A 24,054-nucleotide genomic window follows, 5' to 3' on the forward strand; every position below is an offset into this window, starting at 1 on the left:
GAACGCATGGACCTGCGCCAGCTCGAAGCCTTCGCCGCAGTCTTCTCCGCCGGCAGCATCACCGGCGGCGCGAAGCTGCTCGGCCGCTCGCAGCCGGCGCTGACCCGGCAGATCCAGGAGCTGGAGGAGACCCTCGGTTTCAGCGTATTGCACCGCGCCGGGCCGCGGGTGACGCCGACCGAGCAGGGCCTGCGCTTTCATCAGGAGGTCGAGCCGGTCATCGCCTGGCTCCGGCAACTGCGCGAGCGCGCCGCCGCGATCGCCGCCGACAAGCCGCGCTCGCTCGAAATCGCCTCGATCGCCTCCTTCGCCGCCGGCATGCTGCCGGCCGCCCTGGCGCGACTTGGCGAGGAGGCCCTGCCCGGGCAGGTCCATATCCGGGCGGCGCTGGCCGAGCAGGTCGTGCAGTCGGTCGCGACCCATGTCGCCGAGATCGGCGTTACCAGCCTGCCGGTCGACCACCCGGCGCTGGAGATCCACTGGATCGGCGAGGCGCCCTGCGTCGTCGCCGTGCGCGCCGACGACCCGTTGGCGCAGGCTGAGACGATCCCGCTCGCCGCGGTCGCTGGCCGCAGGCTGATCGCCATGGCCAATCCCTTCCGCTGGCGCCGGCGCGTCGATGCGGCGCTGGAGCGAGCCGGGGTTCAGCCCGCCGGTCTCCTCGACGCGAACACCTCGAACACCGCGCTGATGGCGGCGCGGGCCGGGCTCGGCATCGCCATTCTCGAGCCGGTCATCGCCTATGGCATGCCGCTTGAAGGCGTCGCGATCCGCAAGCTCGACGTTCCCATCTCCTTCCTCTGGGGCGTGGTAACGCCCTATGGCCGCCCGGCGACGCCGCTGGTCGAGGGGCTGATCGCGGCGCTGGAAGAGATCTCGCGCGAGACCTTGCCCGGTTTCGTCAAACACCCGCCGACGGCGCGCGAGCGGCTGATGGCGGACCTGTTCGGCCCCAAGCCGATCCGGGGCGCGGCATGAACGCGGTCTCGCCCGTCCCGACCGGTCTGCCTGCGCTTGAGCAGCGCCTGCGCCAGGATCTCGAATGGCTGGAATGGCCGGCCAAGGACTGGGTGCCGCCGCGCGAGCATCAGGGCCAGCGCGTCCGCGATGTCGTGATCGTCGGCGCCGGCATGTGCGGCCTTGCCGCCGCCGGGGCACTGAAGGGGCTCGGTCTCTCGAACATCGTCCTGCTCGACCGCGCGCCCGCCGGCCGCGAAGGCCCCTGGGTGACCTATGCCAGGATGGAGACGCTGCGCTCGCCGAAGCAGCTCACCGGCCCGGCGCTCGGCTTGCCGGCGCTGACCTTCCGGGCCTGGTACGAGGCACAGCATGGCCGCGCCGCCTGGGAGGCGCTCGGCAAGATCCCGCGGCCGATGTGGATGGATTATCTTGTCTGGTACCGGAAGGTGCTGGCCCTGCCGGTCGAGAACGGTGTCTCAGTTGATGCGGTCGTGCCTGAAGGCGATCTGCTGGCGCTGACGGTCTCGGATGCGGCGGGCTCGCGCACGATCTTCGCCCGCCATCTCGTGCTCGCCACCGGTCGTGACGGGCTCGGCGCACCCTGGGTGCCGCCGATCGTCGAGACGATCGATCGCCACTTCTGGGCGCACAGCGCCGACGCGATCGAATTCGCCGCCTTGAGAGGCAAGCGCGTCGGCGTCGTCGGCGCCGGGGCCTCGGCCATGGACAATGCCGCGACCGCGCTGGAGCAAGGCGTTGCCAGCCTCGATCTGTTCGTGCGTCGCAAGGAATTGCCGCGCATCAACAAGTTCACCGGCATCGGCAGCCAGGGCGTGGTCCACGGCGTCGCCGGCCTGCCGGATGAATGGAAATGGCGCTTCTTCGACTATGCGCTGAAGGCGCAGACACCGCCGCCACGTGACTCGACGCTGCGCGTCTCGCGCCATGCCAATGCGCGCTTCCATCTCGGCAGCCCGATCCTCGATCTGACGGAGCGGGATGGTGCGCTCGCGCTGACGACGCCGAAGGGCAGCTACATCATCGATTTCCTGATCTTCGCCACCGGCTTCTCGGTCGATCTCGGCGAACGTCCCGAGCTTGCCGCGGTCGCGCCGTTCATCCGCTTCTGGAGGGATCGCTACGTCCCGGAGGGTATCGACAATCCCGAGCTGGAAAGCGCGCCCGATCTCGGCCCATCCTTCGAATTCCAGGAGAAGCGGCCCGGCAGCTGTCCAGCGCTGGCGCTCATCCATTGCTTCAACTACCCGGCGATGCTGAGCCATGGAAAACTCTCCGGCGACATCCCGGCCGTCAGCGCTGGCGCCGACCGGCTCGCCCGCGGCATCGCCCGCGCCCTCTTCGTTGCCGATCGCGAGGCGCATTACCGCTCGCTGGTTGCCTATGACACGCCCGAACTGCTCGGCGACGAATGGACCGATGCCGACGCCGCGCCTGCCGACCTCTCCGTTTTCACCTCCTGAAGGAGCGCCTCGATGATCAAGCGTTTGTCGATCTCTGCAGCCCTCGCGGCCACGCTCCTCATGACCGGCGCTGCCCGGGCCGAGTACCCGGAGAAGCCGATCGAGATGATCGTCGCCTTCGCGCCGGGTGGCGGCACCGATGTCGCTGCCCGCTCGATCGCCCGCTACATGGAGAAATATCTCGGCGGCAGCGCCCGCATCGGCGTGATCAACAAGCCCGGCGCCGGCGGCGAGATCGGCTGGACCACCGTCGCCCAGGGCAAGCCCGACGGCTCCACGATCGGCTTCATCAACGCCCCCGCGATCAACGCGCTGGTCGTCGAGGGCAAGACCAAGTTCAAGATGGGCGACCTGCAGCCGATCGCCAATCTGGTCTACGATCCCGGCGTCCTGGTCGTGCCGAAGACCAGCGCCTACGCCTCGCTGAAGGACCTGATCGACGCGGCGAAGAAGGCGTCGACACCGCTCGTCATCGGCACCTCCGGCGCCAGTGGCTCATCCGAGCACATCGCGCTCTTGAACTTCCAGCGCCTGGCCGGCACCAAGTTCACTCCAGCCTTCTTCGGCGGCACCGCCCCGGTCCGCCAGGCCGTGCTCGGCGGCCACGTCCCGGCCGCGACGATGAACCTGAGCGAAGCGCTTCAGATCGCCCGTGAGGGCAACATCAAGGTGATCGGCGTGATGAGCGCCGAGCGTTCGACCTATCTGCCGGATGCGCCGACCTTCCGCGAAGCCGGCTACGATGTCGTCGTCGGCGCCTCGCGCGGCATCGCGGCGCCCAAGGGCGTACCGGCCGATGTCGTCGCCAAGCTGGAGAAGGCGATCGATCAGGCGCTGAAGGATCCTGAATATCTCGACGCCGCCAAGAAGGCCGAGATCCCGCTGCAATACCTCGCCTCCAGCGACTTCAAGGCCTTCCTCGATCGTGCCACCACCGATCTCGAGGCGACCTGGAAGGCGACGCCGTGGAAGTGACGGAGGACGCCGCGCCGGCTGCGCCCGAGGGCCGCTCGCGCAGCCCGGTCGAGATCGTCTTCGCGCTCGTGCTCGTCGCGGTCTCGCTCGCGGTCATCGCGACGGCATCGACCTACCCCTTCGAAAGCGCCGCCTACCCCATCGCGATCGCGGCAGGAATGGCGGTGCTGGGGTTGTGGATCGCGGCGCGTGAGATCCTGCGCCGCCTTCGCAGGAAGCCGACGCCGGGCGCCTTCGCGCTGCACGGCCCGCGCCTCGGAATCGGCGTCGCGGGGCTTGTCGCCTATTTCGCCGCGATCAGCCTGATCGGCTTCATCCTGCCGAGCCTTGCGCTTTGCGTGTTCCTGCCGGCGGCGGTGGGCTTCCGGCGCTGGGGGCTGGCGGCGGTGGTCGGCGTGGTCTGCGTCGTCTCGATCCTGCTGATCTTCGTCTACGCGCTCGGCCGTCCCATCCCGGAAGACCTCCTCTCACCCCTGCTGGCGAAGCTCAGATGATCGACGCGCTGCTGCACGCCATCCCGCTCGTCTTCGCGCCGATGAACATCCTCGCCATGTTCATCGGCCTGATCGCCGGTCTCGTCGTCGGCTGCCTGCCTGGGCTGACCGTCGTCACCGGCCTTGCCGTGCTGATCCCGCTGACTTTCGGGCTCGATCCGATGTTCGCGCTCGGCATGATGGCCGGCATGTACAATGGCGGCTCCTATGGCGGCGCGATCCCGGCGATCCTGATGCGCGTGCCGGGCACGCCGGCCTCGGTCGCGACCGTGCTCGACGGCTACAAGATGACCCAGAAGGGTCAGGCCGCCTATGCGCTGCAGGTCGCGCTGCTCTCGGGCGTGATCGGCAGCGTGCTCTCCTCGATTTCGCTGATCCTGCTCTCGCCGCCTTTGGTCTCGTTCAGCCTGCTCTTCGGGCCAATCGAATATTTCTGGCTCGGCATCCTCGGGCTCGCCACCGTCTCCTCCCTGCTCGGCGACGATTTGCCGAAGGGGCTGATCGCCTGCGGCATCGGCCTCCTCATCGGCGCGGTCGGACAGGACATCTCGAACGGCACCGAGCGCTTCACCTTCGGCCAGCTCGATCTGCTCGACGGCTTCAGCGCGATCGTGCTGCTGACCGGGCTTTTTGCCGTGCCGCCGGTGCTGCAGATCGTCGAGGAAGCGGTGAAGACCGGCATGAGCGGCGACAAGCTCAAGCTGCATCGCCAGGGCTCGGCGCTGAGCCAATGGCGCTTCTTCACGCCGGTCTGGATCCGCTCTTCGATCATCGGCATCATCATCGGCATCCTGCCGGGCGCGGGCGGCAGCATGTCGTCCTTCCTTGCCTATAACGAGGCCAAGCGCGTCGCCCGCAATCCCGAGACCTTCGGCCACGGCAATCCCGAGGGCGTCGCCGCGTCCGAATGCGGCAACGGCGCCGACAATGCGGCCTCGCTGATCCCGGCGTTGGCGCTCGGCATCCCCGGCTCCGGCGTCGCCGCCGTCATCCTCGGCGGCCTGCTCGTGCATGGCCTTCGGCCCGGCCCGCAGCTCTTCCGCGAGCATCCGGACATCGTCTACGGCTTCATGCTGCAGTTCCTGGTGACGTCCTTCCTGCTCGCCATCGTCGGTGGCCTGGCGGCGACGCGTATCTTCGGCCAGGTGCTGCGCCTGCCGCGCATCGTGCTCGCCCCGGTGATCCTGCTCTTCGTCACCGTCGGTGTCTATTCGGTCAACAACTCGCTGTTCGACCTCTGGGTGCTGCTCGGCGTCGGCCTGATCGGTTACATAATGGAGCGGCTCGACTATCCGAGCGCACCGATCGTGCTCGGCCTGCTGCTGGGGCCGATGGTTGAAAGCCAGCTCAGGCTGGCGCTGACCATCTCGGGTGGCAATGCCTCGGCGCTTGTCTCGACGCCGATCGCTGTCATCCTGGCCCTGCTCAGCGCCGCCATCCTGTTGACGCCGGCCTGGCGGCTTTTCCGGCAGCGCCGCACCGCTGCGGCCTGAGCAGCCGGCCTGTCGCTGCAGAGTAGAAACCTGCCGCGCCGCCGGCCGGAGGCGAGCGCTTCCGCCTCCGGCCGGCCGCATCTTTGAAAAGACATTTCATTGACCCTGCATGGTTTCGCAGGAACAATGCCAGTATCGAGCGCTGATCACTGCGCCCGGTCGCGGGATTTGCTGGAGCAGCTTGCGCCGCGTCAACAATGCTAAAAGCACCACGAGATAATCGTGGGCTCCGAGCGCGGAGACACGTCGATGAAATCGAGCAATACTTTGGAATTCGATCACCTCGGCAATCTGCCGCGATGTTCCTGATCCTTCGTCCCGCGGCCTGACCGCAGGACTATCGCTTCCCAGCAGCGTCAGCGTGCCGGTTCGTCCGGCCGGAGCGTCGTTCCATGACGACGCACGTTTCGCTGCGCCCTCTCGCCAGCCGAGGTCTGCATGACCGTTGTCTCGCTCGTCACTCCTTCATCCGCGTCGTCCCGCCCGTTCGCTCGAGCCACGTCAGCGCACGCCGAGACGCCGAGCTTCCGGGCGGCGCTGCGCCATCTCGCCGGCGGCGTCAGCGTGATCACGACCGGGAAGGGCGCTGATCGTACCGGCCTGACCGTCACCTCGCTCGCCTCGCTCTCCGCCGAGCCGCCGACGGTGATGTTCGGACTCAACCTGAGCTCCTCGAGCTTTCCGGTGCTCGCCCGCCATCGCAGCTTCGGCGTCAACTTCCTCAACGCCACGCAGAAGCAGATCGCCGACCGTTTTGCCGGTCGCGCCGGTGAGAAGGGCGAGGCGCGCTATGCCGGGGCGAACTGGACCGAGGGCGTCACCGGCGCGCCGCTGCTGGAAAGCGCACTGGCGACGCTCGATTGCGAGGTCGAGGAACTGATCGAGCGGCACTCGCACGCCATCGTCATCGGCCGGGTGCGCGAAGTCAGGCTCGGCGGCGACGACGCGGCGCTGCTCTATTGGCGCGGCGACTATGAGCGCCTCGGCTGGATGGCCGAGGAGGCGCGCACGGCGCTCGGCCTGCGCGGCATCTGAGCCCTACGAGACATCCCATGGTCTATTCCCTCAGCCTGCTCGACAAGAGCCCGATCCTCGACGGCGAGACCGCGGTCGACGCCCTGCAGCGCACGATCGCGCTGGCTCAGACCGCCGAGCGGCTCGGCTATCGCCGCTTCTGGCTCGCCGAGCATCACGGCTTTCCCGGTCTCGCCAGTTCGGCGCCGGAGATCCTGGTCGCGCATCTGATCGCCCGCACAAGGCGCATCCGGATCGGCTCCGGCGGCGTGCTCTTGCAGCATTACAGCCCGTACAAGGTCGCCGAGACCTTCAACCTGCTCGCGGCGCTGGCGCCGGGTCGCATCGATCTCGGCATCGGCAAGGCGCCGGGCGGCCTGCCGCTCTCGACCCAGGCGCTGCGCGTCCAGCACGATCCGGAACGCGAGCGCTCCTTCGAAGCGCTGCTGGCCGAGCTCGATGGTTTCCTTGCGAATTCGCCCCACGCGAACGATCCGTTCGCCGGCGCGCAGGCCCTGCCCAAGCCGCCGGTGCCGGCCGAGCGCTTCCTGCTCGGTGCCAGCCCGGACAGTGCTCGGCTCGCAGCCGATCTCGGCTGGCGCTTCGTTTTCGCCGGCCAGCTGAACGGCGATCCGAAGGCGCTCGAGGCTGCGCTCGATGCTCATGCCAAGGCCGGCGCCACCGAGCTGCCGCTGCTGGGCGTCGCTGCCCTCGCCGCCGCCACCGCCGAGGAAGCACGGGCGCTGACCGATCAGCTCCGCGTCGTGCGTGTGACCCTCGACAATGGCCAGAGCGTCAATCTCGGCAGCGAGGAGCAGGCGGCGGAGTTCGCTCGCCAGGCCGGGGCCGCCTCCCACACGATCGAAATCCGCCGGCCGAGCATCCTCGCTGGCACGGCCGAGGATGTTCGGCGCGAGCTCGATGCGCTCTCCGCCCGCTTCGGCATCGCCGAATTCGTCATCGACACGCCCGCCGCCGCGACGGCGCAACGCCTCGCCTCGATCACGCTGCTCGCCGGTGATGCGCCGGCGCTCGCCGCCTGAGCCGACAGGAGAACCCGATGAGCAAGACCCGCCTCACCTTCGGCCTGATGCTGCAGGGCCCCGGCAGTCACATGAACGCCTGGCGCCATCCGAGCAATCCGCCGGACGCCAGCGTCAATCTCGACTTCTTCATCCGCAACGCCCGCAAGGCTGAGGAGAACGGCATCGCCTTCGCCTTTGTCGCCGACGGGCTCTACATCAACGAGAAGTCGATCCCGCATTTCCTCAACCGCTTCGAGCCGCTGACCATTCTTTCGGCTCTCGCCGCGACCACCTCGAAGCTCGGCCTCGTCGGCACGGTCTCGACCTCCTATAGCGACCCCTTCACCATCGCCCGGCAATTCGGCTCGCTCGACCTGATCTCGGGCGGGCGCGCAGGCTGGAACGCCGTGACCTCGCCGCTGGAGGGCTCCGGCCGCAATTATGGGCGCCCGCATCCCGAGCACTCGCTGCGCTACGAGATCGCGCATGAATATCTCGAAATCGCCAAGGGGCTCTGGGATTCCTGGGACGACGACGCCTTCGTCCGCGACCGCGAGGCCGGCCGCTTCTTCGACCGCGAGAAGCTGCACACGCTCGGCCATAAGGGCCGTTTCTTCCAGGTCGAAGGCCCGCTCAACATCCAGCGCTCGCCGCAGGGCCAGCCCGTGCTGTTCCAGGCCGGCGCCTCCGATGCCGGCATCGGCCTCGCCGGTCGCCATGCCGATGCGGTCTTCGCCAACCATGTCTCGCTGGAGGAGGGGCAGGCCTTCTACCGCAGCATCAAGACCAGCGCCGTTGCGCAAGGGCGGCTGGCTGACGACGTCAAGATTTTCCCGAGCGCCGGCCCGATCGTCGGCCGCACGCGAAAGGAGGCCGAGGACAAGTACCAGGCGATCCGCGCTCTCGTCTCGATCGACGACGCGCTCGCCTATCTCGGCCGCTATTTCGACCATCACGATTTCAGCGCCTATCCGCTCGATGCGCCATTCCCGGAGCTCGGCGAGATCGGCAAGAACAGCTTCCGCTCGACCACCGATCGCATCAAGCGCACCGCCGCCCTGAAGCGCCAGACCCTGCGCGAGGCAGCGCTGGAAGCGGCGACCCCGCGCGCCGACCTGATCGGCTCGGCGCAGGAGATCGCCGATATCCTGGTCGAGCGCGTCGAGAAGCAGGCGGCCGACGGCTTCATCCTCGGCTTCCCGGTGATCGGGCAGGGGCTCGATGATTTCGTCGAGCTGGTCATCCCGGTGCTGGAGGATCGCGGCGTCTACGACCGCAACCTGCCGGGCGAGACGCTGCGCGACCATCTCGGCCTGCCGCGCCGCGAGAGCCGCTATGCCCGCTCCGCCCCGGCATCCGTGCCGCGCAAGGCCGGCTGAAAGCCACGCAGAACTCGTTTTCAGCAACCCGAGACCCGAGAGGCTGTCCGATGGCCGACGAATTTCTCTACACCACCCCGCTCGATCCGCTTGCCCAGCCTCTGGTCGAGCAGCTCACCTGGGAATACGCCACGCGCTACGGCACTTACTTCGGCGAGGCTCCCGGCGCCGAGATGAGCCGCTATCCGGCCTCGTTGTTCGCGCCGCCCGAGGGGAATTTCGTGCTGCTGCTGCGCGAGGGCCGCGCCATCGCCGGCGGCGCCTTCAAGCGTTATGACGCGCAGACGGCCGAGTTGAAGCGGATGTGGACCGACACCGCCTTCCGCCGCCAGGGGCTGGCCCGCCGCATCGTCGAGGAGCTCGAGGCGCAGGCCGTGCGCCAGGGCTACGGCAAGATCTTCCTGACCACCGGCTTCCGCCAGCCGGAAGCTCGGGATCTCTACCTCACCACCGGCTACACGCCGCTCTTCGATCCCGCCGTCGATCCCGAAATCTACAAGAAGCTCGCCTTCGAGAAGGATCTCGCCGTCGCAGCCTATCGGCTGCGGCCGCCCGCAGAGCAGTTGCCTGTCAGCGCCGCCTGATCGCGCCGTTCACCCCAGCAAACAGAAAACGAGTTCCAGCCATGAGTCTCGCCAGCGATTTCGCGGGCTTGCCGACGCGCGCCGCCAGCACGCCGCCGACACGCGACTTCAGCCGCTTCCGGATCGTCCCGGCGCGCTATCCGGCCCGGACGATCGGCACCGTCTTCGCGGTCGTCGTAATCGTCGCGGTCGTGAACTCGGTCCTCTCCAATCCGCGCTGGGGCTGGGATGTCTTCGCCGAATGGTTCTTCGCCGAGCCGGTGCTGGCCGGGTTGGCGCGGACGCTGCTGCTGACCCTGCTCGGCACCGTGCTTGGCTTCCTGCTCGGCACCGGCCTGGCGCTGGCGCGCGTCTCCGGCTCGCCGCTGCTGGCCTCTTTGTCCTGGGCCTATGTCTGGCTCTTCCGCTCGATCCCGCTGATCGTGCTGCTCTTGATCCTCAACAATCTCGGCTATCTCTACTCGACGATTTGGCTCGGCGTTCCCTTCACCGAGATCACCTTCGCCACCTGGTCGACGACGCAGCTGATTACGCCGTTCTTCGCGGCGGTGCTCGGGCTGACTCTGCATGCCGGCGCCTTCTCCTCCGAGATCGTGCGCGGTGGCATCCTCTCGGTCGACCAGGGCCAGCACGAGGCGGCGGCCGCGCTCGGCCTGCCGCGCCGCCGGCAGTTTTCGCGGATCGTGCTGCCGCAGGCGATGCGCACCATCCTGCCGAACGGCTTCAACGAGATCATCCTGCTCGCGAAGGGCACCAGCCAAGTCTACATCCTGGCGCTGCCCGAGCTGTTCTACACCATCCAGATCATTTACCGGCGCAATCTCGAGGTGATCCCGCTCTTGATGGTGGCGACGGTCTGGTACCTCGTCATCCTGAGCGTGCTGTCCTTCGTCCAGCACCATATCGAGCGCTATTACTCGCGCGGTGCGCTGCGCAATCCGCCGCCCTCGCTGATCGGCCTGGCACTGGTCCGCTTCGGTCGCTCGCGCGATGCCGCAGCGGCGCGGCGCACGGAGGCTGCTCTGGCCCAGCCGAGTTCATCCGCCGCGGCAGTTCCTTCGCTGGCGAGCCTGCGGCGCAGCGGCGGCGAGATCCGCATCAGCAATGTCTCGAAGAGCTTCGGTCCGCTCAAGGTTCTCGACGACGTCAGCCTGACCCTGCGCTCCGGCAGCGTCACCGCGATCATCGGCCAGTCCGGCTCCGGCAAATCGACGCTGCTGCGCTCGATCAACCATCTCGAGCGCGTCGATGAGGGCTTCATCGCGATCGACGGCGAGCTGATCGGCTACCGCCAGGATGGCGACACGCTCTACGAGCTCAAGGAGCGCGAGATCCTGAAGCGCCGTGTCGATGTCGGCATGGTCTTCCAGAGCTTCAACCTGTTCCCGCACCTCACGGCGATCGAGAACGTCATCGAGGCCCCGCTTTCGGTGCGTGGCGTGACCCGTGAGCAGGCTCTGGCCGAAGCGCGCGAACTGCTCGCCCGCGTCGGCCTCGCCGACAAGGTCGATGCCTATCCGCGCCAGCTCTCGGGCGGCCAGCAGCAGCGCGTCGCCATCGCCCGGGCGCTGGCGCTGAAGCCCAAGGTCCTGCTCTTCGACGAGCCGACCTCGGCACTCGATCCCGAGCTCGTCAACGAGGTGCTCGACGTCATCAAGGAGCTCGCCCGCTCCGGCACGACGCTGGTCATCGTCACCCATGAGATCGGTTTTGCCCGCGAGGTCGCCGACGAGGTCGTCTTCATGGAGGCCGGCCGCATCCTCGAAGTCGGCCCGCCGGCCCGCGTCCTGGGTGAGCCCGACCACCCCCGCACCCGCGAATTCCTCGCCAAGGTCCTCTGACCATCATTTCCCTGGGAGCTAAGCCATGATCACCAGACGCAACACGCTCGCTCTGCTCGGCGCGACTTCCGCCAGCGCGCTTCTCCCCTCGCTCGGGCTCGCCCAGCAGGCGATCGACCTCTCGCCCGAGCAGGCTGGCCGGCCGCGCGCCGGGCGTGACGAGGCGGCGATCAAGCTGATCGGCAAGGACGCCAAGTTCGTGAAGGACGGCGTCTTCACCGTCGCCAACGCGACTGGCCGTCTGCCTTTTGCCGGCTATACCGCGGATGCCAAGACCATCGTCGGTTCCGAGCCCGACATCGCCCAGCTCGTCGCCGATGCACTCGGCCGCAAGCTCGAGATCGTCCCGGTTTCCTGGGCCGATTGGCCGCTCGGCGTCGCCTCCGGCAAATACGATGCGGCGATCTCGAACATCACCGTTACCGAGCAGCGCAAGGAGAAGTTCGACTTCTCGACCTACCGCAAGGACCTGCTCGGCTTCTATGTGAAGAGGGACAACGAGATTCAGATTCGCGAGCCGCGCGACGTCGCCGGGCTCAAGATCATCGTCGGCTCCGGCACCAATCAGGAGCAGATCCTGCTGCGCTGGAACGAGCAGAACGTGAAGGACGGGCTGAAGCCGGCCGAGATTCAGTACTATGACGACGACGTCGTGCTCTATCTCGCGCTCGAGACCGGGCGCGCCGACGCTTATCTCGGCCCCAACGCCCTGCTCAGCTTCAAGGCGGCGCAGGAGAACAAGACCCGCCTCGCCGGCAATTTCAGCGGTGGCTGGCCGGTGCTGGCCGAGATCGCGGTGACGACCCGCAAGGGCGCCGGCCTCGCCGAGGCGATCACCCACGCCGTCAACACCCAGATCGGCAACGGCAATTACGCCAAGGCGCTGGGGCGTTGGAATCTCGCCCCCGAGGCGATCGAGCAGTCGCGCACCAATCCGCCCGGCCTGCCCGCCAAGTGAACGCAGCGGGCGCCGCCGCGTCTGGCCGCGGCGCTCACCTCATCAGGAAGGACGGAAAGACGATCATGTTGCGAGCACGCGCCATGCTGGCCCTTCTCCTCGGTGGCCTGGCCATCTTCGGCCCGGCGCAGGGCCCGGCCGCGGCTCAAGCGCCTTTCGATCTCGGGCCGGAGCAGCCGGGCCGGGTCAGGGCCGAGCAGCAGCCAGTGGCGATCGCCGCCATCCCGAAGGGCTTCAAATTCGCCGCACCCGGCGTCCTCACCGTGGCGGTCAGCCCCGGCGGGCCGCCGCTCGCGACCTATGCGACGGACGCCAAGACCGTGGTCGGCGCCGATGCCGATTTCGCCCTGCTGGTCGCCGACAGTCTCGGACTCAGGCTCGACCTGCAGCCGATCGCCTGGGCCGACTGGCCGCTCGGCCTTGCCTCCGGCAAATACGACGCCGTCATCTCCAATGTCGGCGTCACCGAACAGCGCAAGGAGAAGTTCGACTTCTCGACCTATCGCAAGGGACTGCACGGCTTCTTCGTCAGGGCCGACAGCCCGGTCCAAGAGATCAAGGAGCCGAAGGATGCGGCGGGCCTCAAGGTCAGCGTCGGCGGCGGCACCAATCAGGAGCGCATCCTGGTCGAATGGAGCAAGCAGAACGTCGCCGCGGGCCTGAAGCCGATCGAGCTCCAGCTCTTCGACGACGAGGCCGGGCGGCTGGTGGCGCTGCGCTCGGGCCGCGTCGACGTGATCGTCCAGCCGCATGCGCAGCTCGTCTTCATCGCGGCGCGCGACAAGGACATCAAGCGCGTCGGCACGCTCAGCGCCGGCTGGCCGCTGAAGTCGGATGTCGCGATCACCACGCGCAAGGGCAGCGGCCTGGTCGATGCGCTCACCGTCGCGACCAACGGGCTGATCGCCAACGGCAAGTTCCAACAGTCGCTGGCACGCTGGAGTCTGGAGGAGGAGGCGCTCGACCGTTCCGAGACCAATCCGCCCGGCCTGCCGAAATACTGAAAGCTGCCATGTCCGCGCTCGCCATTCGGCACCTCGCCTTCCTGACACCGGGCAATTATGACGACGCCGATCCGCGGGCCGGCCTCGAGGAGACGCTCTCGCTCTTCGAATATGGCGAGGCGCTCGGTTTCGACAGCGCCTGGGTGCGCCAGCGCCATCTCGAGCCGGGCGTCTCATCCGCCGCGACCTTCCTTGCTGCGGCGAGCCAGCGCACCAGCCGGATCGGGCTTGGCACCGCCGTTATCCAGATCGGTTACGAGAATCCGTTCCGGCTGGCTGAGGACCTGTCGCTGGTCGACGTCCTCTCCGGCGGGCGGCTCAATGTCGGCCTGAGCGCTGGCCCGCCGCCCTTCGGCAAGCTTCTGGGCGAGCGCTTCTTCGACGGCGACCCGGCGGCTTACGATTTCTCGCATGCGCGCGTCGCCAGGCTCGCCAACAATCTCGACGGCGACTGGCTCGGTGACGCCGACAGCCGCATCACCTCGGCCGCCGGCGAGCACCGCCCGCGGCTGCGCCCGCATGCACCGGGCTTGCGCCAAAGGCTCTGGTACGGCGGCGGCTCGCTGCGCTCAGCCCGCTGGGCTGCCGAGAACGGCTTCCACCTGCTCGTCGGCAATCTCAACACCGGCGAGGAGACCGACGACTTCTTCGTGGCGCAGCGCCACCATATCGAGACGTTCCGCGCTCATTGGCGCGGCGAGGGCGCGCCTAAGGTCGCGGTCGGCCGCGTGATCGTGCCGCTCGACGGCGCGGATACGGTCACGCGGCAGCGCTATCGCGACTACGCCGCGAGCCGCCATGCCCGAACGCTCGCGCCGCAGGGCGAGCGCCGCACGTTGTTCACACCCGATTTCGTCGGCACGGCGGCGGAAATCATCGAGCGGCTCGCGGCCGATCCCGTCCTGCCGCTGGTCGACACCCTGCGTCTGGAGCTGCCCTATAATTTCTCGATCGCGGACTATCGCCAGATCATCGCCGATTTCGTCGCGCTGGTCGCGCCTTCGCTGGGCTGGCGTGCCGCGGAAACAACCCAGCGCCGCAAGGCGGTTGGGGAATAGCGAGCGGCGGCGGGATCACCCAGCGCCGCTCCGCAATGCTGCCGCTCAGCCCTGCTGGCCAGCCATCACCCGCTGCATGCCGCTGAGCACGGCCTTGAGCGAGGCCATGACGATGTTCGGGTCGATGCCGACGCCGTGCACGACCCGGCCCTTCTCGTCCTGGAGCTGGACATAGCAGGCGGCGGTGGCGTTGGCGCCGCGCCCGACCGCGTGCTCGTGATAGTCGAGGAAGGAGAACTCGACACCATAGGTCGTCTTCAGCGCGTCGACGAAGGCGTCGATCGGCCCGTTGCCGACGCCCTCGATGGTGCGGAGCGCGCCGTCCTGCTTCAGCTCCGCCGTCAGGGTGCGTGAGCCCTGCGCGTCAGGGAAGGTCTTGTGCGTGATCAGCTCCAGCGGCGCATCGCTCAGGAGATAGGTCTTGCTGAACAGCGACCAGAGCACCGCGCTGGTCAGTTCCTTGCCCTCCTCGTCCATCTGCTCCTGCGCGATCTTGGAGAACTCGATCTGCAGCGGGCGCGGCAGGTCGAGGCCGTGATCGGCCTGCAGGATATAGGCGATGCCGCCCTTGCCCGATTGCGAGTTGATCCGGATCACCGCCTCATAGTCGCGGCCGACATCCTTGGGGTCGATCGGCAGATAGGGCACCTGGAAGATCGGGTCGTTGCGCTTCTCCTGCGCGTCGAAGCCCTTCTTGATCGCGTCCTGATGCGAGCCGGAAAAGGCGGTGTAAACGAGCTCGCCGACATAAGGATGGCGCTCGTGCACCGGCAGCTGGGTGCAGTATTCGGCGATGCTGCGGATCTCGTTGACATCTCGCAGGTCGAGCTGCGGGTCGATCCCCTGCGTGAACAGGTTCAGCGCCATGGTGACGATGTCGACATTGCCGGTGCGCTCGCCATTGCCGAACAGCGTGCCCTCGACGCGGTCGGCGCCGGCCATCAAAGCGAGCTCTGCCGCCGCCACCGCCGTGCCGCGGTCATTGTGCGGATGGATCGAGAGCAGCACGCTGTCGCGGTCGGAGATGTTGCGGCCGAACCATTCGAACTGGTCGGCGTAGACGTTCGGCGTCGCCATCTCGACGGTCGCCGGCAGGTTGAGGATCAGCTTGTTCTGCGGCGTCGGCTTGATCACCGCCTTGACCGCCTCGCAGATCTCCAGGGCGTAGTCGAGCTCGGTGCCGGTGAAGCTCTCCGGCGAGTACTCGAAGGTGAAATTTGTCTCGGGCGCCTGCGCGGCCAGAGCCTTGATCTGCGCCGCCGCATCGGTCGCGATCCTGACGATGCCCTTGCGGTCGGAGCGGAAGACCACGTCGCGCTGCAGGGTCGAGGTCGAGTTGTAGAAGTGCAGGATGACGTTCTTGGCGCCCTTTACCGCCTCGAAGGTGCGCTCGATCAGCTCGGAGCGGCACTGCGTCAGCACCTGGATCGCCACATCGTCCGGGATCGCGCCGCTCTCGATGATCGAGCGGACGAAGTCGAAATCGGTCTGCGATGCGGCGGGGAAGGCGACCTCGATCTCCTTGAACCCCATCTTCACCAAGAGGTTGAACATGCGGTCCTTGCGATCGACGCCCATCGGCTCGATCAGCGCCTGGTTGCCGTCGCGCAGATCGACGGAGCACCAGGTCGGGGCCTTGGTCAGCACCTGCGAGGGCCAGCGGCGATCGGGCAGGTTGACCGGCGCATAGGCGCGGTACTTGGAAATCGGCATCGTGGTCATGGGACAACCCTTGCGAAGGATGCGGCGTCAGGCCTGCTCGGGACCTTGCTGCGCCGTCATGCGATGGACAGGCCTTTGAACCCCGGCGCGCTCACAGCGCCGGGTGGCTAAGTCGCAGGGTCAGGCCCCGGATGGCGGACCGAAATCGCATGACCGGACCTAACCACCTCAAGAGATGAAGATCAATCCTGACGCCACTGCTCGCATGCGGGCAGCGGCGATGCCGGCCGCCGCCCGGCATCGTCTTATCCGGCCGCGGCATATCGTGGATCGCGATCGAAGAACGGTTCGCTACGATGAAACGCGCCGAGTCTGGAGGGTTTTTAATCTATCAGCAAAGTCTTGAGGCAAGCGGTGATTGATTTATGCTGCGCGCGTGAACTCGATCCAGCCTCTTTCCAATCACGAATCCTTGGTGGGCTTGCCGCTGTTCTCGCAGCAGCTGTCGCTGTCGGCCGGGACATTTCCGAACCCGGAAGGCGAGCGCATCGTCGGGCCGATGCGCCGGGGCTTGAAGATCGCGGTCATGCTCGACGGAAGGCAATCGCTCGAGCTCGATGATCGTCCGGCCGTGCTGGTTCGCGGACCGGCCCTGCTGGTCGTGGCGAACAGCGGTGACCATGTCCAGCAGCGCACCGGCCTCAGCGGCGGCGTCGTCCGCTGTGTCCTGATGCAGTTCGACCTCGATTTCGTCGAGCGGGAGTTCGCCGCGCCGATGCAGCAATTGTTCGCCCTGGCCGGAGCCGGGGATGCCGGGATCTGGGTGCGCCCGGCCGATGCCGATCTGTGTGCGCTCGCCCTCCAGATCGCGGAATGCCCGGTGGCGGCGCCGCTGCGGCGACTCTATCTGGCCGGAAAGGCGCTGGAGCTCGCCGCCGTGGCGCTCGACCGGATCGTCGGGCAGCCGCCCTTGCGGCCGGCGCGGCTTCCGGCCCGGACGCGCGAGCAGGTCCATGCTGCCCGGGACATGCTCGTCGCCGCGATGCAGGAGCCGCCGAGCCTCGCCGAGCTCGCCCGCGCCACGGGCCTCAACCCGACCAAGCTGACCTCCGCCTTCCGCGCCGAGTTCGGCGCCAGCGTCTTCGGCTATCTGCAGGAGCTGCGGCTGCAGCAGGCCCATGCCTTGATCGCAGAAGGCGAGGCCAGCATCGCCGAGGCGGCCTTCCGTGTCGGTTACACGCCGGCGCATTTCTCCAGCCTGTTCCGCAAGCGCTTCGGCATGCCGCCGAGCGGGCTGCGCTGAGGGATGTGTTTCAGAGCTGGAAAGGCTCGAAACTGCGCCGAAAGAAAAACTGCCGCAATCGAAAGCCGACGGCGTTGCGGGCGCAGCATGCTTCCTAAACAACCCTGCCAACGGGTCGCCAGAATGGCGAAGGGGCAAGGGCGAAGGCATGACTGGGGTTTTCATTACCGGCAATCGGGCTGTCTTGGTCGCCGGCGTCGCGTTCGGCGCGATCGTCGCGGCCTGGCCGGGCGCCGCGTTTGCGCAGAGCGGCGAAGCGGTCAGCCTCGACACGATCGAGGTCCAGGGAGAGCGTGCGAACGGCCCGGTCAACGGCTATGTCGCAAGGCGCAGCGAGAGCGCGACCAAGACCGACACGCCGCTGATCGAGACGCCGCAATCGGTCACCGTCGTCACCCGCGAGCAGATGGACGACCAGGGTGCCCAGAGCGTCAGCCAGGCGCTGCGCTATTCGGCGAGCGTTCTCGGCGAGACGCGCCTGTCGATGGGCCGCTATGACAGCGTCTTCATCCGCGGCTTCGGCGGCGCCGGTACCGGCGCTGGCTTCGTCAACTTCCTCGACGGCCTAAGATTGCAGCGCGGCGTCAACTTCCTGGTGCCGGCGGTCGATCCCTGGGGGCTGGAGCGCGTCGAGGTGATCCGCGGTCCGGCCTCGGTGGTGTTCGGCCAGGTCAAGCCCGGCGGGCTGATCGAGATGGTCAGCAAGCGCCCGCGCGACGTGGCGCATGGCGAGGTCCAGGTCCAGTTCGGCAGCTTCGAGCGCAAGCAGCTCGCCTTCGACATCGGCGGGCCAGTGACGCCGGACAAGACGATCCTCTACCGCATCGTCGGGCTCGGCCGTGCCGCCGACACGCAGGTGGATTTCACCAAGGAGGAGCGCCTCTACATCGCGCCTTCCGTCACCTTCCAGCCCAACGCCGCGACGAGCCTGACGCTGCTGACCTCGTTCCAGCGCGATCCGGAAACCGGCTTCTATGGCTTCATTCCCGCGGTCGGCACCGCGCTGCCGAACCGCAACGGCAAGATTCGCAGCAACTTTTTCCCGGGCGAACCGAACTATGAAGGCTATAGCCGCAATCACCTGATGCTCGGCTATGCCTTCGAGCATCGCTTCAACGACGTCTTCAGCTTCCGCCAGAACGTCCGCTACAGCGACCTCGAATCGCGTTTCCGGACGGTTGCGGCGGCCTCGCTCGGCGCCGACCAGCGCACCCTGACGCGCCGTGTCACCACCTCGAACGAGAAGGCGCAGACCTTCGGCATCGACAACCAGCTCCAGGCCGATTTCCGCACAGGCGCGCTGACCCACAAGCTGCTGTTCGGCGTCGACGGCTATTGGAGCGACGGCACCGCCTTCACCGGCGCCGGCGGCACGGTGCAGACGCTCGACGCCTTCAACCCGGTCTATGGCCGCCTGCCATTCGCCGTGCCGGCGATCCCGGGCACGGGCCAGGTCCAGCAGCAATACGGCGTCTACATCCAGGACCAGATCAAGCTCGACCGGCTCTCGCTGGTGGTCGGCGGCCGCTTCGACCGGGCGATGGCGCGCACGCGCAACATGACCAATGGTGCGCTGACCAAGCAGGACGACTTCGCCAATACCGGCCGCGTCGCGCTGATGTACAATTTCGACAACGGCTTTGCGCCCTATGCCAGCTACTCGACCTCGTTCGAGCCGGTCGCCGGCACGACCTTCAACCGCGTCGCTTTCAAGCCGACCGAGGGCGAGCAATACGAGGCCGGCTTCAAATACCAGCCGCCGGGCTACAACGCCTTCCTGCAGGCTGCCGTCTATCAGCTGACGCAGACCAATGTGCAGGTGGCCGACCTCAATAATCCCGGCTTCCAGATCCAGACCGGCGAGGTCCGGGCGCGCGGCGTCGAGGTCGAGGCAAGGGCGACGGTCTTCGACAATCTCGATCTCGTCGCGGCCTATACCTTTACTGATGCCGAGGTGACGAAGAGCACTGGCGTCGATCTCGGCAAGCGGCCGACAGTAGTGCCGCGCCACATGGCTTCGCTTTGGGCACATTATACCTTCAAGACCGGCCTGTTCTCCGGCCTGGGCCTGGGCGCTGGCGTGCGCTATGTCGGCAAGGGTGCCGGCGATCCCGGCAACACCTTCTTCACCGACGACTACACGCTGGTCGATGCCGCGATCAGCTATGATCTCGGCGCCGCCAATGCCGCGATGAAGGGCTGGAAGGTGCAGGTCAACGCCCAGAACCTGTTCGACAAGGAGTATGTCGCCGGCTGCTACGGCGCGGTGCAATGCTCCTTCGGCATGCGCCGGACCGTGCTCGCCACCTTGTCCTATCGCTGGTGAGGACGGGCGGGATGCTGCGGCCGGAACGGTTTGTATTCGAGGGGTATCCGGCCCCGGCGCTCCGGCCGGTCGAGCTGCCGCACACGCATAGCCTCGCCTTCACCGCGCCCGGCGGGGCCGAGTATCGGCTTCTGGTCGCGATCCCTCCCGAGCCGGCGCCGGCCGCGGGCTTTCCGGTCGTGGTTCTCGTCGACGGTGACGCGCTGTTCTCGACCGCGCTGTCCGCCGCGCGGCTGCAGGCCGGGCGTCCCGAGGTCTCCGGCGTCGGCCCGGCGATCATTCTCGGCGTCGGCTATCCGGGGGCTGCGCCCTTCGATGCCGAGCGGCGCCGGCAGGATCTGCTGCCGGCCGATGGCGGCGCCGACCGTTTTCTCGATCTGATCGCTGGCAAAATCCTGCAGGAGATCGAGACACTCGCGCCGATCGACCAGACCCGCCTGTCGCTGGTCGGCCATTCCTTCGGCGGGCTCTTCGCCCTGCACGCGCTGTTCGCGCGACCTGGCCTGTTCCGCAGCCATGTCGCCGGCAGCCCGTCGATCTGGTGGGACGACCGCGCCATCCTCGCGACGCGGGTCCGCTTCTTGAGTTCGCCCGCGGCGGTGGCCTTGCCGCGCCTGCTGATCAGTGTCGGCAGCGAGGAGCAGAGCAGCGACGAGCGGCGCGATCCGCAGCGGGCGGCGCGCTTGCGCATGGCCCGCATGATCGACAATGCCGCCGAGATGGCAGAGGTGCTGACGGCGTCCGGGCGGGTCGCATGCGAGCACGTCGTCTTTCCCGGCGAGAACCATATCTCGGTCGTTCCGGCCATGCTGTCGCGCGCGGTCGCGTTCACGCTTGGCGGAGACGCCGGTGAAAGGGGCTCGCCATGATCGCTTTGCCGTTGTCGCTCCCGATGCGGCTGCTGCTCGTCGTCGCCGCGCTACTTTCAGCGCTGGTACTGCCTGCCCGCGCCGAGCCTGTCACGGTGACCGACCTGCTCGGGCGCAGCGTGACCTTGCCCGGTCCGGCCAAGCGGATCGTGCTGGCTCAGGGGCGCCAGCTCAACGCGCTCGGCCTGATCCATCCCGACCCGATCAGCCTGCTCGCCGGCTGGGGCGCCGACCATCGCCGGCAGAACCCCGATGCCTATGCCCGCTACCTCGCCAGATTCCCGGCGATCGAGTCTGTGCCAACCGTCGGCGACGGCGCGACGCCGGAAGGCTTCTCCTTCGAGAAGACAGTGTCGTTGTCGCCCGATCTGGTGATCCTCAGCGCGTCGCTCGCCGGGACGCGGCGCGGCCCGGGCGATCTCGTCCAGCGTTTCGAGGCGGCCGGTATCAAGGTCGCCGTCGTCGATTTCTATCTGCAGCCGATGCGCGACACGCTGCCGAGCCTGCGCATCCTCGGCAAGCTGATCGGCCGCGAGGAGCAGGCGCAGGACTATATCCGCTTCTACGAGGAGCGCCGGCGCCTGATCGAAGAGCGCGTGCGCGGCGCGGAGCGTCCGGCCGTGTTCATGCATGCTCATGCCGGCGGTTTCGATTGCTGCCCGACGCCGGGCAAGGGGACCTTCGACGATTTCATCACGGCGGCCGGCGGGCGCAATATCGCCGCCGCGATCCTGCCCGGCGCGACCGGGCAGATCAGCCTCGAGCAGCTGCTTGCCGCCGATCCCGCCATCTATGTTGCGACCGGTGGGACGCATCTGGCCAAGTTGGGCGGTCTCGTCCTCGGGCTCGGCGTGCCGCGCGAAACCGCGACCCGGAGTTTCGCTGCGCTGCTCGGCCGGCCTGGCATCGCCGCGCTCGCTGCCATTCGCAATGGCCGCGCCTATGGGCTCTGGCAACTCTTCAACGACACCCCGCTCCACATCGTCGCCATCGAGCAACTGGCGAAATGGTTCCACCCAGGCCGCTTCGCCGATATCGACCCGCAGGTGACGCTGGACGAGATCTCCCGCCGCTTCTCGGCCATCCCGCTCGACGGCGCGCTCTGGATCGACAGCACCGGCAAAGCCCGGCCCTGACCGCCAGGGCAGCGAGAGGACACTCCCATGACAATGCTCCGCGCCGAAACGCGCATCGCCTTGCCTGATCCTGCCGCCGTGCTGCGTCCGCTCTGCGAGCATCTCCGCGAGCATGAGGCCGAAGTCGGCGAGGTCGATGGCGTGACGACGATCGGGCTCGATGGCAGCCGGGCGGAGCTGCGTACCGTCGCCGGCGCTCTCGTCGCCGTCGTGGAGGCGTCCGATCTCGCCGGCCTGCAGGGCATGAAGCTGGCTGTCGCGAGCCATGTCGTCGAGTTCGCGCCGCAGGGGTTTGCCCCGACGATCCGTTGGAGCGGCGACGGCGCCGAGCCGATGCTGCCGCCGGATTTCCGCGTGCTGATGGTGACGACAGCCGAGCAGCTGACGCCGCATATGCGCCGCATCCGGTTCCGTGGTGAGGACCTCGCCCGCTACGACACGCTGGAGGCGCTGCATGTGCGCCTGTTCATCCCGCCGCCGGGCCTGCCCGAGCCGGCCTGGCCAATGATCGGCGCGGACGGCCTGCTGCAGACGCCGCCGCCGGAGCAGCGGCCGGCAATCCGCAAATACACGATCCGCGAGATCGACGTTGCGGCAGGCACGCTCGCCATCGATTTCGTGCTGCATGACGATGCCGGGCCGGGCTCGGCCTTCGCGGCGCGCGTGCAGGTCGGCGACCGCATCGGCATGGCAGGGCCGGGCGGCCGCGGGCTGAAGCAGGCCGCGCGCTACCTCTTCCTCGCCGATGAGACCGGCCTGCCGGCGCTCGCCCGCATGCTCGGGCATCTGCCTGCGGGCGCGACCGGGCTGGCGCTGGTCGAAATCGCCGACGCCGCCGAGCGCCAGCCTCTGGTCCTTCCGTCGGGGGTCAGCCTGCGCTGGCTGCATCGCGACGGCGCTGCGCCTGGTTCGACCAGCCTGCTGACGGACGCCCTTGCAACGCTCGACTGGCCGGCGGGTGAGGGCAGCCTCTATCTCTGGGCCGCGTGCGAGCACACTGCCTTCCGCGAGATCCGAGCGGCGGCGCGCCAGTCTCTGCGCCCCGAGATCGATGCGCATCTCGTCGTCAGCTACTGGCGCGCTGGAATCTCCGAAGAGCAGCACGCGGCGGAGAAGAAGGCCGCGTAGGGCCGGTCGGCTCAGGGCTGGAAGCGGGTGGCCGCGAATGGCGCGGGATCGCAGAACGGCGCCTGCCCGACCATCATCTCCGCCAGCAACCGCCCGGTCGCGGGGCCGAGCGTGAAGCCGTGATGGGCATGGCCGAAGGCGAGCCAGAGGCCGCCATGCCGCGATGCCGGACCGATGACCGGCAGCATGTCCGGCAGGCAGGGCCGCGCGCCGCGCCAGGGTTCGGCATCGAGGCGATGGCCCAGCGGCATGAGCCGCCGGGCGACGCGTTCGGCCCGGTCGAGCTGCCAGGAATCCGAGGGAGCATCGCGTGCCGCGAGCTCGATGCCGGTGGTCAGGCGGATGCCGCGCGCCATCGGGGTCAGCACGAAGCCGGCCTCGACGTCGCAGACCGGATGGCGCGGGACAGCTCCCTCGGCGGGTGCGTAGTGCATGTGGTAGCCGCGCTTGAAGGCGAGCGGAAAGCGATAGCCGAGCCGCCCGCAGAGATCGTTCGACCACGGACCCAGCGTTACGACGGCTTCGGGAGCCCGCCAGCCCTCGGCGCCGGCCGGCAGCCGCCAGCCCGCGCCGTCATGTTCCAAGCAGTTCGCGTCGGCATGCAGAAACTGGCCACCGCGCGCGGTGAAGAGGGCGGCATAGGCGCGCGTCACCGCTCCGGGATCGCTGACGGTCGCCGGATCGCGCCAATGCACCGCGCCGGCGACGATGCCTGGCAGCAGGCCCGGCTCGCGCGCCCGCAGTGCGGCCTCGTCGAGCAGATCGTAGGCCAGGTCGTAGGAAGCGAGCTCTTCCGCGGCCCTTGCGGCCTCCTGGAAGCCGCGCCGGCTGCGGTAGAGCTCGATCCAGCCCTCGCCGCGCATCAGCGCTTCGGTCCCGGCCGCCTTGCTCCAGTGCCGGTGTTCGTCGATGCAGCGCTCGATCAGCGGCAGGATGGCGCGTCCGAGCCGCTCGAGCCGGTCGGGCGCCGAGTTCCACCAATAGCGCGCCAGCCAGGGCGCCATCCGCAGCAGCGTCGCAGGCCGGTAGCGTACCGCGATCGAGCGGTTCGAGGCGAAGGCGGCGAGCGTCGCGAGGCTGCGCGGGAAGGCATAGGGGACGACCGAGGCGCGCTCGATCAGCCCGGCATTGCCGTGGCTGGTCTCGGCCCCGGGCTCGCCGCGGTCGACCAGCAGGACATTGCGGCCGCGCTCTTGCAGATGAAGGGCCGCGCTGACGCCGACGATGCCGGCCCCGAGCACGATTACATCGGCCTGTCGTTCCGCGGTCGTCATCGCCCGAGTGAGCCCGTCTCCAGAGGCCCGAAACGAGCACGGCCGCAGCGAGCCTCAAAACGCGATACTTGGCAAGACGAAGATGTCGTC

The 24,054-nt window shown here is 68.0% G+C and carries 20 protein-coding genes; 18 read left to right on the plus strand and 2 right to left on the minus strand.

Translation table 11 applies throughout. The features are described 5' to 3' along the window. Positions 1 to 6 precede the first annotated feature (6 nt). The 13 genes from ASE66_RS10465 to ASE66_RS10530 all read left to right on the plus strand — a co-directional run bounded on the left by ASE66_RS10465 (position 7) and on the right by ASE66_RS10530 (position 14,266). Positions 7 to 978, plus strand: a complete 972-nt coding sequence (locus tag ASE66_RS10465; protein ID WP_057189562.1) for a LysR family transcriptional regulator — start codon at positions 7 to 9, stop codon at positions 976 to 978. After that, complete coding sequence (locus ASE66_RS10470; protein ID WP_057189563.1) at positions 975 to 2,441, plus strand: NAD(P)-binding domain-containing protein; 1,467 nt, start codon at positions 975 to 977, stop codon at positions 2,439 to 2,441. The genes ASE66_RS10465 and ASE66_RS10470 overlap by 4 nt, the downstream gene beginning before the upstream one ends. A 12-nt stretch (positions 2,442 to 2,453) precedes the next feature. Next, the gene (locus ASE66_RS10475) at positions 2,454 to 3,416 is read left to right on the plus strand and encodes a Bug family tripartite tricarboxylate transporter substrate binding protein (RefSeq protein WP_057189564.1); all 963 of its coding nucleotides are present in this window, start codon (positions 2,454 to 2,456) and stop codon (positions 3,414 to 3,416) included. After that, positions 3,407 to 3,910 carry a tripartite tricarboxylate transporter TctB family protein gene (locus tag ASE66_RS10480; RefSeq protein ID WP_057189565.1) on the plus strand — a complete coding sequence of 168 codons (504 nt, stop codon included), beginning with the start codon at positions 3,407 to 3,409 and terminating at the stop codon, positions 3,908 to 3,910. The genes ASE66_RS10475 and ASE66_RS10480 overlap by 10 nt, the downstream gene beginning before the upstream one ends. Beyond that, a complete protein-coding gene (locus tag ASE66_RS10485; RefSeq protein WP_057189566.1) occupies positions 3,907 to 5,403 on the plus strand; it encodes a tripartite tricarboxylate transporter permease in 1,497 nt (498 codons plus the stop codon). Before ASE66_RS10480 ends, ASE66_RS10485 begins: the two co-directional genes overlap by 4 nt. Before the next feature lie 438 nt (positions 5,404 to 5,841). After that, positions 5,842 to 6,438, plus strand: a complete 597-nt coding sequence (locus ASE66_RS10490; protein WP_082613340.1) for a flavin reductase family protein — start codon at positions 5,842 to 5,844, stop codon at positions 6,436 to 6,438. A gap of 17 nt (positions 6,439 to 6,455) precedes the next feature. Beyond that, the gene (locus tag ASE66_RS10495) at positions 6,456 to 7,460 is read left to right on the plus strand and encodes an MsnO8 family LLM class oxidoreductase (RefSeq protein ID WP_057189567.1); all 1,005 of its coding nucleotides are present in this window, start codon (positions 6,456 to 6,458) and stop codon (positions 7,458 to 7,460) included. Between the two features lie 17 nt (positions 7,461 to 7,477). Continuing rightward, the gene (locus ASE66_RS10500; protein ID WP_057189568.1) at positions 7,478 to 8,821 is read left to right on the plus strand and encodes an LLM class flavin-dependent oxidoreductase; all 1,344 of its coding nucleotides are present in this window, start codon (positions 7,478 to 7,480) and stop codon (positions 8,819 to 8,821) included. Between the two features lie 50 nt (positions 8,822 to 8,871). Continuing rightward, positions 8,872 to 9,405, plus strand: a complete 534-nt coding sequence (locus ASE66_RS10505) for a GNAT family N-acetyltransferase (protein WP_057189569.1) — start codon at positions 8,872 to 8,874, stop codon at positions 9,403 to 9,405. A gap of 41 nt (positions 9,406 to 9,446) precedes the next feature. Continuing rightward, positions 9,447 to 11,246, plus strand: a complete 1,800-nt coding sequence (locus ASE66_RS33680; protein ID WP_082613341.1) for an amino acid ABC transporter permease/ATP-binding protein — start codon at positions 9,447 to 9,449, stop codon at positions 11,244 to 11,246. Positions 11,247 to 11,271: 25 nt separating this feature from the next. Then, positions 11,272 to 12,204 (plus strand): ABC transporter substrate-binding protein, encoded by a 933-nt coding sequence (locus ASE66_RS10520; RefSeq protein WP_057189570.1) that lies wholly within the window; start codon positions 11,272 to 11,274, stop codon positions 12,202 to 12,204. Between the two features lie 83 nt (positions 12,205 to 12,287). After that, complete coding sequence (locus ASE66_RS10525; protein ID WP_413814257.1) at positions 12,288 to 13,208, plus strand: ABC transporter substrate-binding protein; 921 nt, start codon at positions 12,288 to 12,290, stop codon at positions 13,206 to 13,208. An 8-nt stretch (positions 13,209 to 13,216) separates the two neighbouring features. Next, entirely contained in the window at positions 13,217 to 14,266 is a 1,050-nt protein-coding gene (locus ASE66_RS10530; RefSeq protein WP_057189572.1) for an LLM class flavin-dependent oxidoreductase, read from the plus strand. A gap of 45 nt (positions 14,267 to 14,311) precedes the next feature. Here ASE66_RS10530 and leuA read toward each other — a convergent pair whose 3' ends face one another. Beyond that, positions 14,312 to 15,979: a 2-isopropylmalate synthase gene (gene leuA, locus ASE66_RS10535; protein ID WP_057189893.1), complete on the minus strand. Its 1,668-nt coding sequence runs from the start codon at positions 15,977 to 15,979 to the stop codon at positions 14,312 to 14,314. A gap of 424 nt (positions 15,980 to 16,403) precedes the next feature. Here leuA and ASE66_RS10540 point away from each other — a divergent pair, with 424 nt between their 5' ends. From ASE66_RS10540 to ASE66_RS10560, 5 genes are all read left to right on the plus strand, one after another. Further along, entirely contained in the window at positions 16,404 to 17,231 is an 828-nt protein-coding gene (locus ASE66_RS10540; protein WP_156412098.1) for a helix-turn-helix transcriptional regulator, read from the plus strand. 148 nt (positions 17,232 to 17,379) lie between these two features. Beyond that, a complete protein-coding gene (locus ASE66_RS10545; protein WP_057189574.1) occupies positions 17,380 to 19,557 on the plus strand; it encodes a TonB-dependent siderophore receptor in 2,178 nt (725 codons plus the stop codon). A gap of 11 nt (positions 19,558 to 19,568) precedes the next feature. Continuing rightward, on the plus strand, positions 19,569 to 20,426 hold the full coding sequence (locus ASE66_RS10550) for an alpha/beta hydrolase (RefSeq protein WP_057189575.1): 858 nt from the start codon (positions 19,569 to 19,571) through the stop codon (positions 20,424 to 20,426). Beyond that, a complete protein-coding gene (locus tag ASE66_RS10555; RefSeq protein ID WP_057189576.1) occupies positions 20,423 to 21,562 on the plus strand; it encodes an ABC transporter substrate-binding protein in 1,140 nt (379 codons plus the stop codon). Before ASE66_RS10550 ends, ASE66_RS10555 begins: the two co-directional genes overlap by 4 nt. A 27-nt stretch (positions 21,563 to 21,589) precedes the next feature. Then, positions 21,590 to 22,690, plus strand: coding sequence for a siderophore-interacting protein (locus tag ASE66_RS10560; protein WP_057189577.1), 1,101 nt, complete (start codon positions 21,590 to 21,592; stop codon positions 22,688 to 22,690). An 11-nt stretch (positions 22,691 to 22,701) separates the two neighbouring features. On the opposite strand, the gene ASE66_RS10565 is transcribed toward ASE66_RS10560, so the two are convergent. Next, a complete protein-coding gene (locus ASE66_RS10565; RefSeq protein WP_057189578.1) occupies positions 22,702 to 23,964 on the minus strand; it encodes an NAD(P)/FAD-dependent oxidoreductase in 1,263 nt (420 codons plus the stop codon). Between the last annotated feature and the right edge of the window lie 90 nt (positions 23,965 to 24,054).

It is taken from the genome of Allobosea sp. Root483D1 (assembly GCF_001429505.1).
In the GTDB taxonomy this organism is placed as follows: Bacteria; Pseudomonadota; Alphaproteobacteria; order Rhizobiales; family Beijerinckiaceae; genus Allobosea.

Excerpts from the sequence above, each read along its gene's own strand:
- ASE66_RS10465 (WP_057189562.1), top strand. The coding sequence starts at position 7 with ATGGACCTGCGCCAGCTCGAAGCCTTCGCCGCAGTCTTCTCCGCCGGC.
- ASE66_RS10470 (WP_057189563.1), top strand. The coding sequence starts at position 975 with ATGAACGCGGTCTCGCCCGTCCCGACCGGTCTGCCTGCGCTTGAGCAG.
- ASE66_RS10475 (WP_057189564.1), top strand. The coding sequence starts at position 2,454 with ATGATCAAGCGTTTGTCGATCTCTGCAGCCCTCGCGGCCACGCTCCTC.
- ASE66_RS10485 (WP_057189566.1), top strand. The coding sequence starts at position 3,907 with ATGATCGACGCGCTGCTGCACGCCATCCCGCTCGTCTTCGCGCCGATG.
- ASE66_RS10490 (WP_082613340.1), top strand. The coding sequence starts at position 5,842 with ATGACCGTTGTCTCGCTCGTCACTCCTTCATCCGCGTCGTCCCGCCCG.
- ASE66_RS10495 (WP_057189567.1), top strand. The coding sequence starts at position 6,456 with ATGGTCTATTCCCTCAGCCTGCTCGACAAGAGCCCGATCCTCGACGGC.
- ASE66_RS10500 (WP_057189568.1), top strand. The coding sequence starts at position 7,478 with ATGAGCAAGACCCGCCTCACCTTCGGCCTGATGCTGCAGGGCCCCGGC.
- ASE66_RS10505 (WP_057189569.1), top strand. The coding sequence starts at position 8,872 with ATGGCCGACGAATTTCTCTACACCACCCCGCTCGATCCGCTTGCCCAG.
- ASE66_RS33680 (WP_082613341.1), top strand. The coding sequence starts at position 9,447 with ATGAGTCTCGCCAGCGATTTCGCGGGCTTGCCGACGCGCGCCGCCAGC.
- ASE66_RS10520 (WP_057189570.1), top strand. The coding sequence starts at position 11,272 with ATGATCACCAGACGCAACACGCTCGCTCTGCTCGGCGCGACTTCCGCC.
- ASE66_RS10525 (WP_413814257.1), top strand. The coding sequence starts at position 12,288 with ATGCTGGCCCTTCTCCTCGGTGGCCTGGCCATCTTCGGCCCGGCGCAG.
- ASE66_RS10530 (WP_057189572.1), top strand. The coding sequence starts at position 13,217 with ATGTCCGCGCTCGCCATTCGGCACCTCGCCTTCCTGACACCGGGCAAT.
- leuA (WP_057189893.1), bottom strand. The coding sequence starts at position 15,979 with ATGCCGATTTCCAAGTACCGCGCCTATGCGCCGGTCAACCTGCCCGAT.
- ASE66_RS10545 (WP_057189574.1), top strand. The coding sequence starts at position 17,380 with ATGACTGGGGTTTTCATTACCGGCAATCGGGCTGTCTTGGTCGCCGGC.
- ASE66_RS10550 (WP_057189575.1), top strand. The coding sequence starts at position 19,569 with ATGCTGCGGCCGGAACGGTTTGTATTCGAGGGGTATCCGGCCCCGGCG.
- ASE66_RS10555 (WP_057189576.1), top strand. The coding sequence starts at position 20,423 with ATGATCGCTTTGCCGTTGTCGCTCCCGATGCGGCTGCTGCTCGTCGTC.
- ASE66_RS10560 (WP_057189577.1), top strand. The coding sequence starts at position 21,590 with ATGACAATGCTCCGCGCCGAAACGCGCATCGCCTTGCCTGATCCTGCC.
- ASE66_RS10565 (WP_057189578.1), bottom strand. The coding sequence starts at position 23,964 with ATGACGACCGCGGAACGACAGGCCGATGTAATCGTGCTCGGGGCCGGC.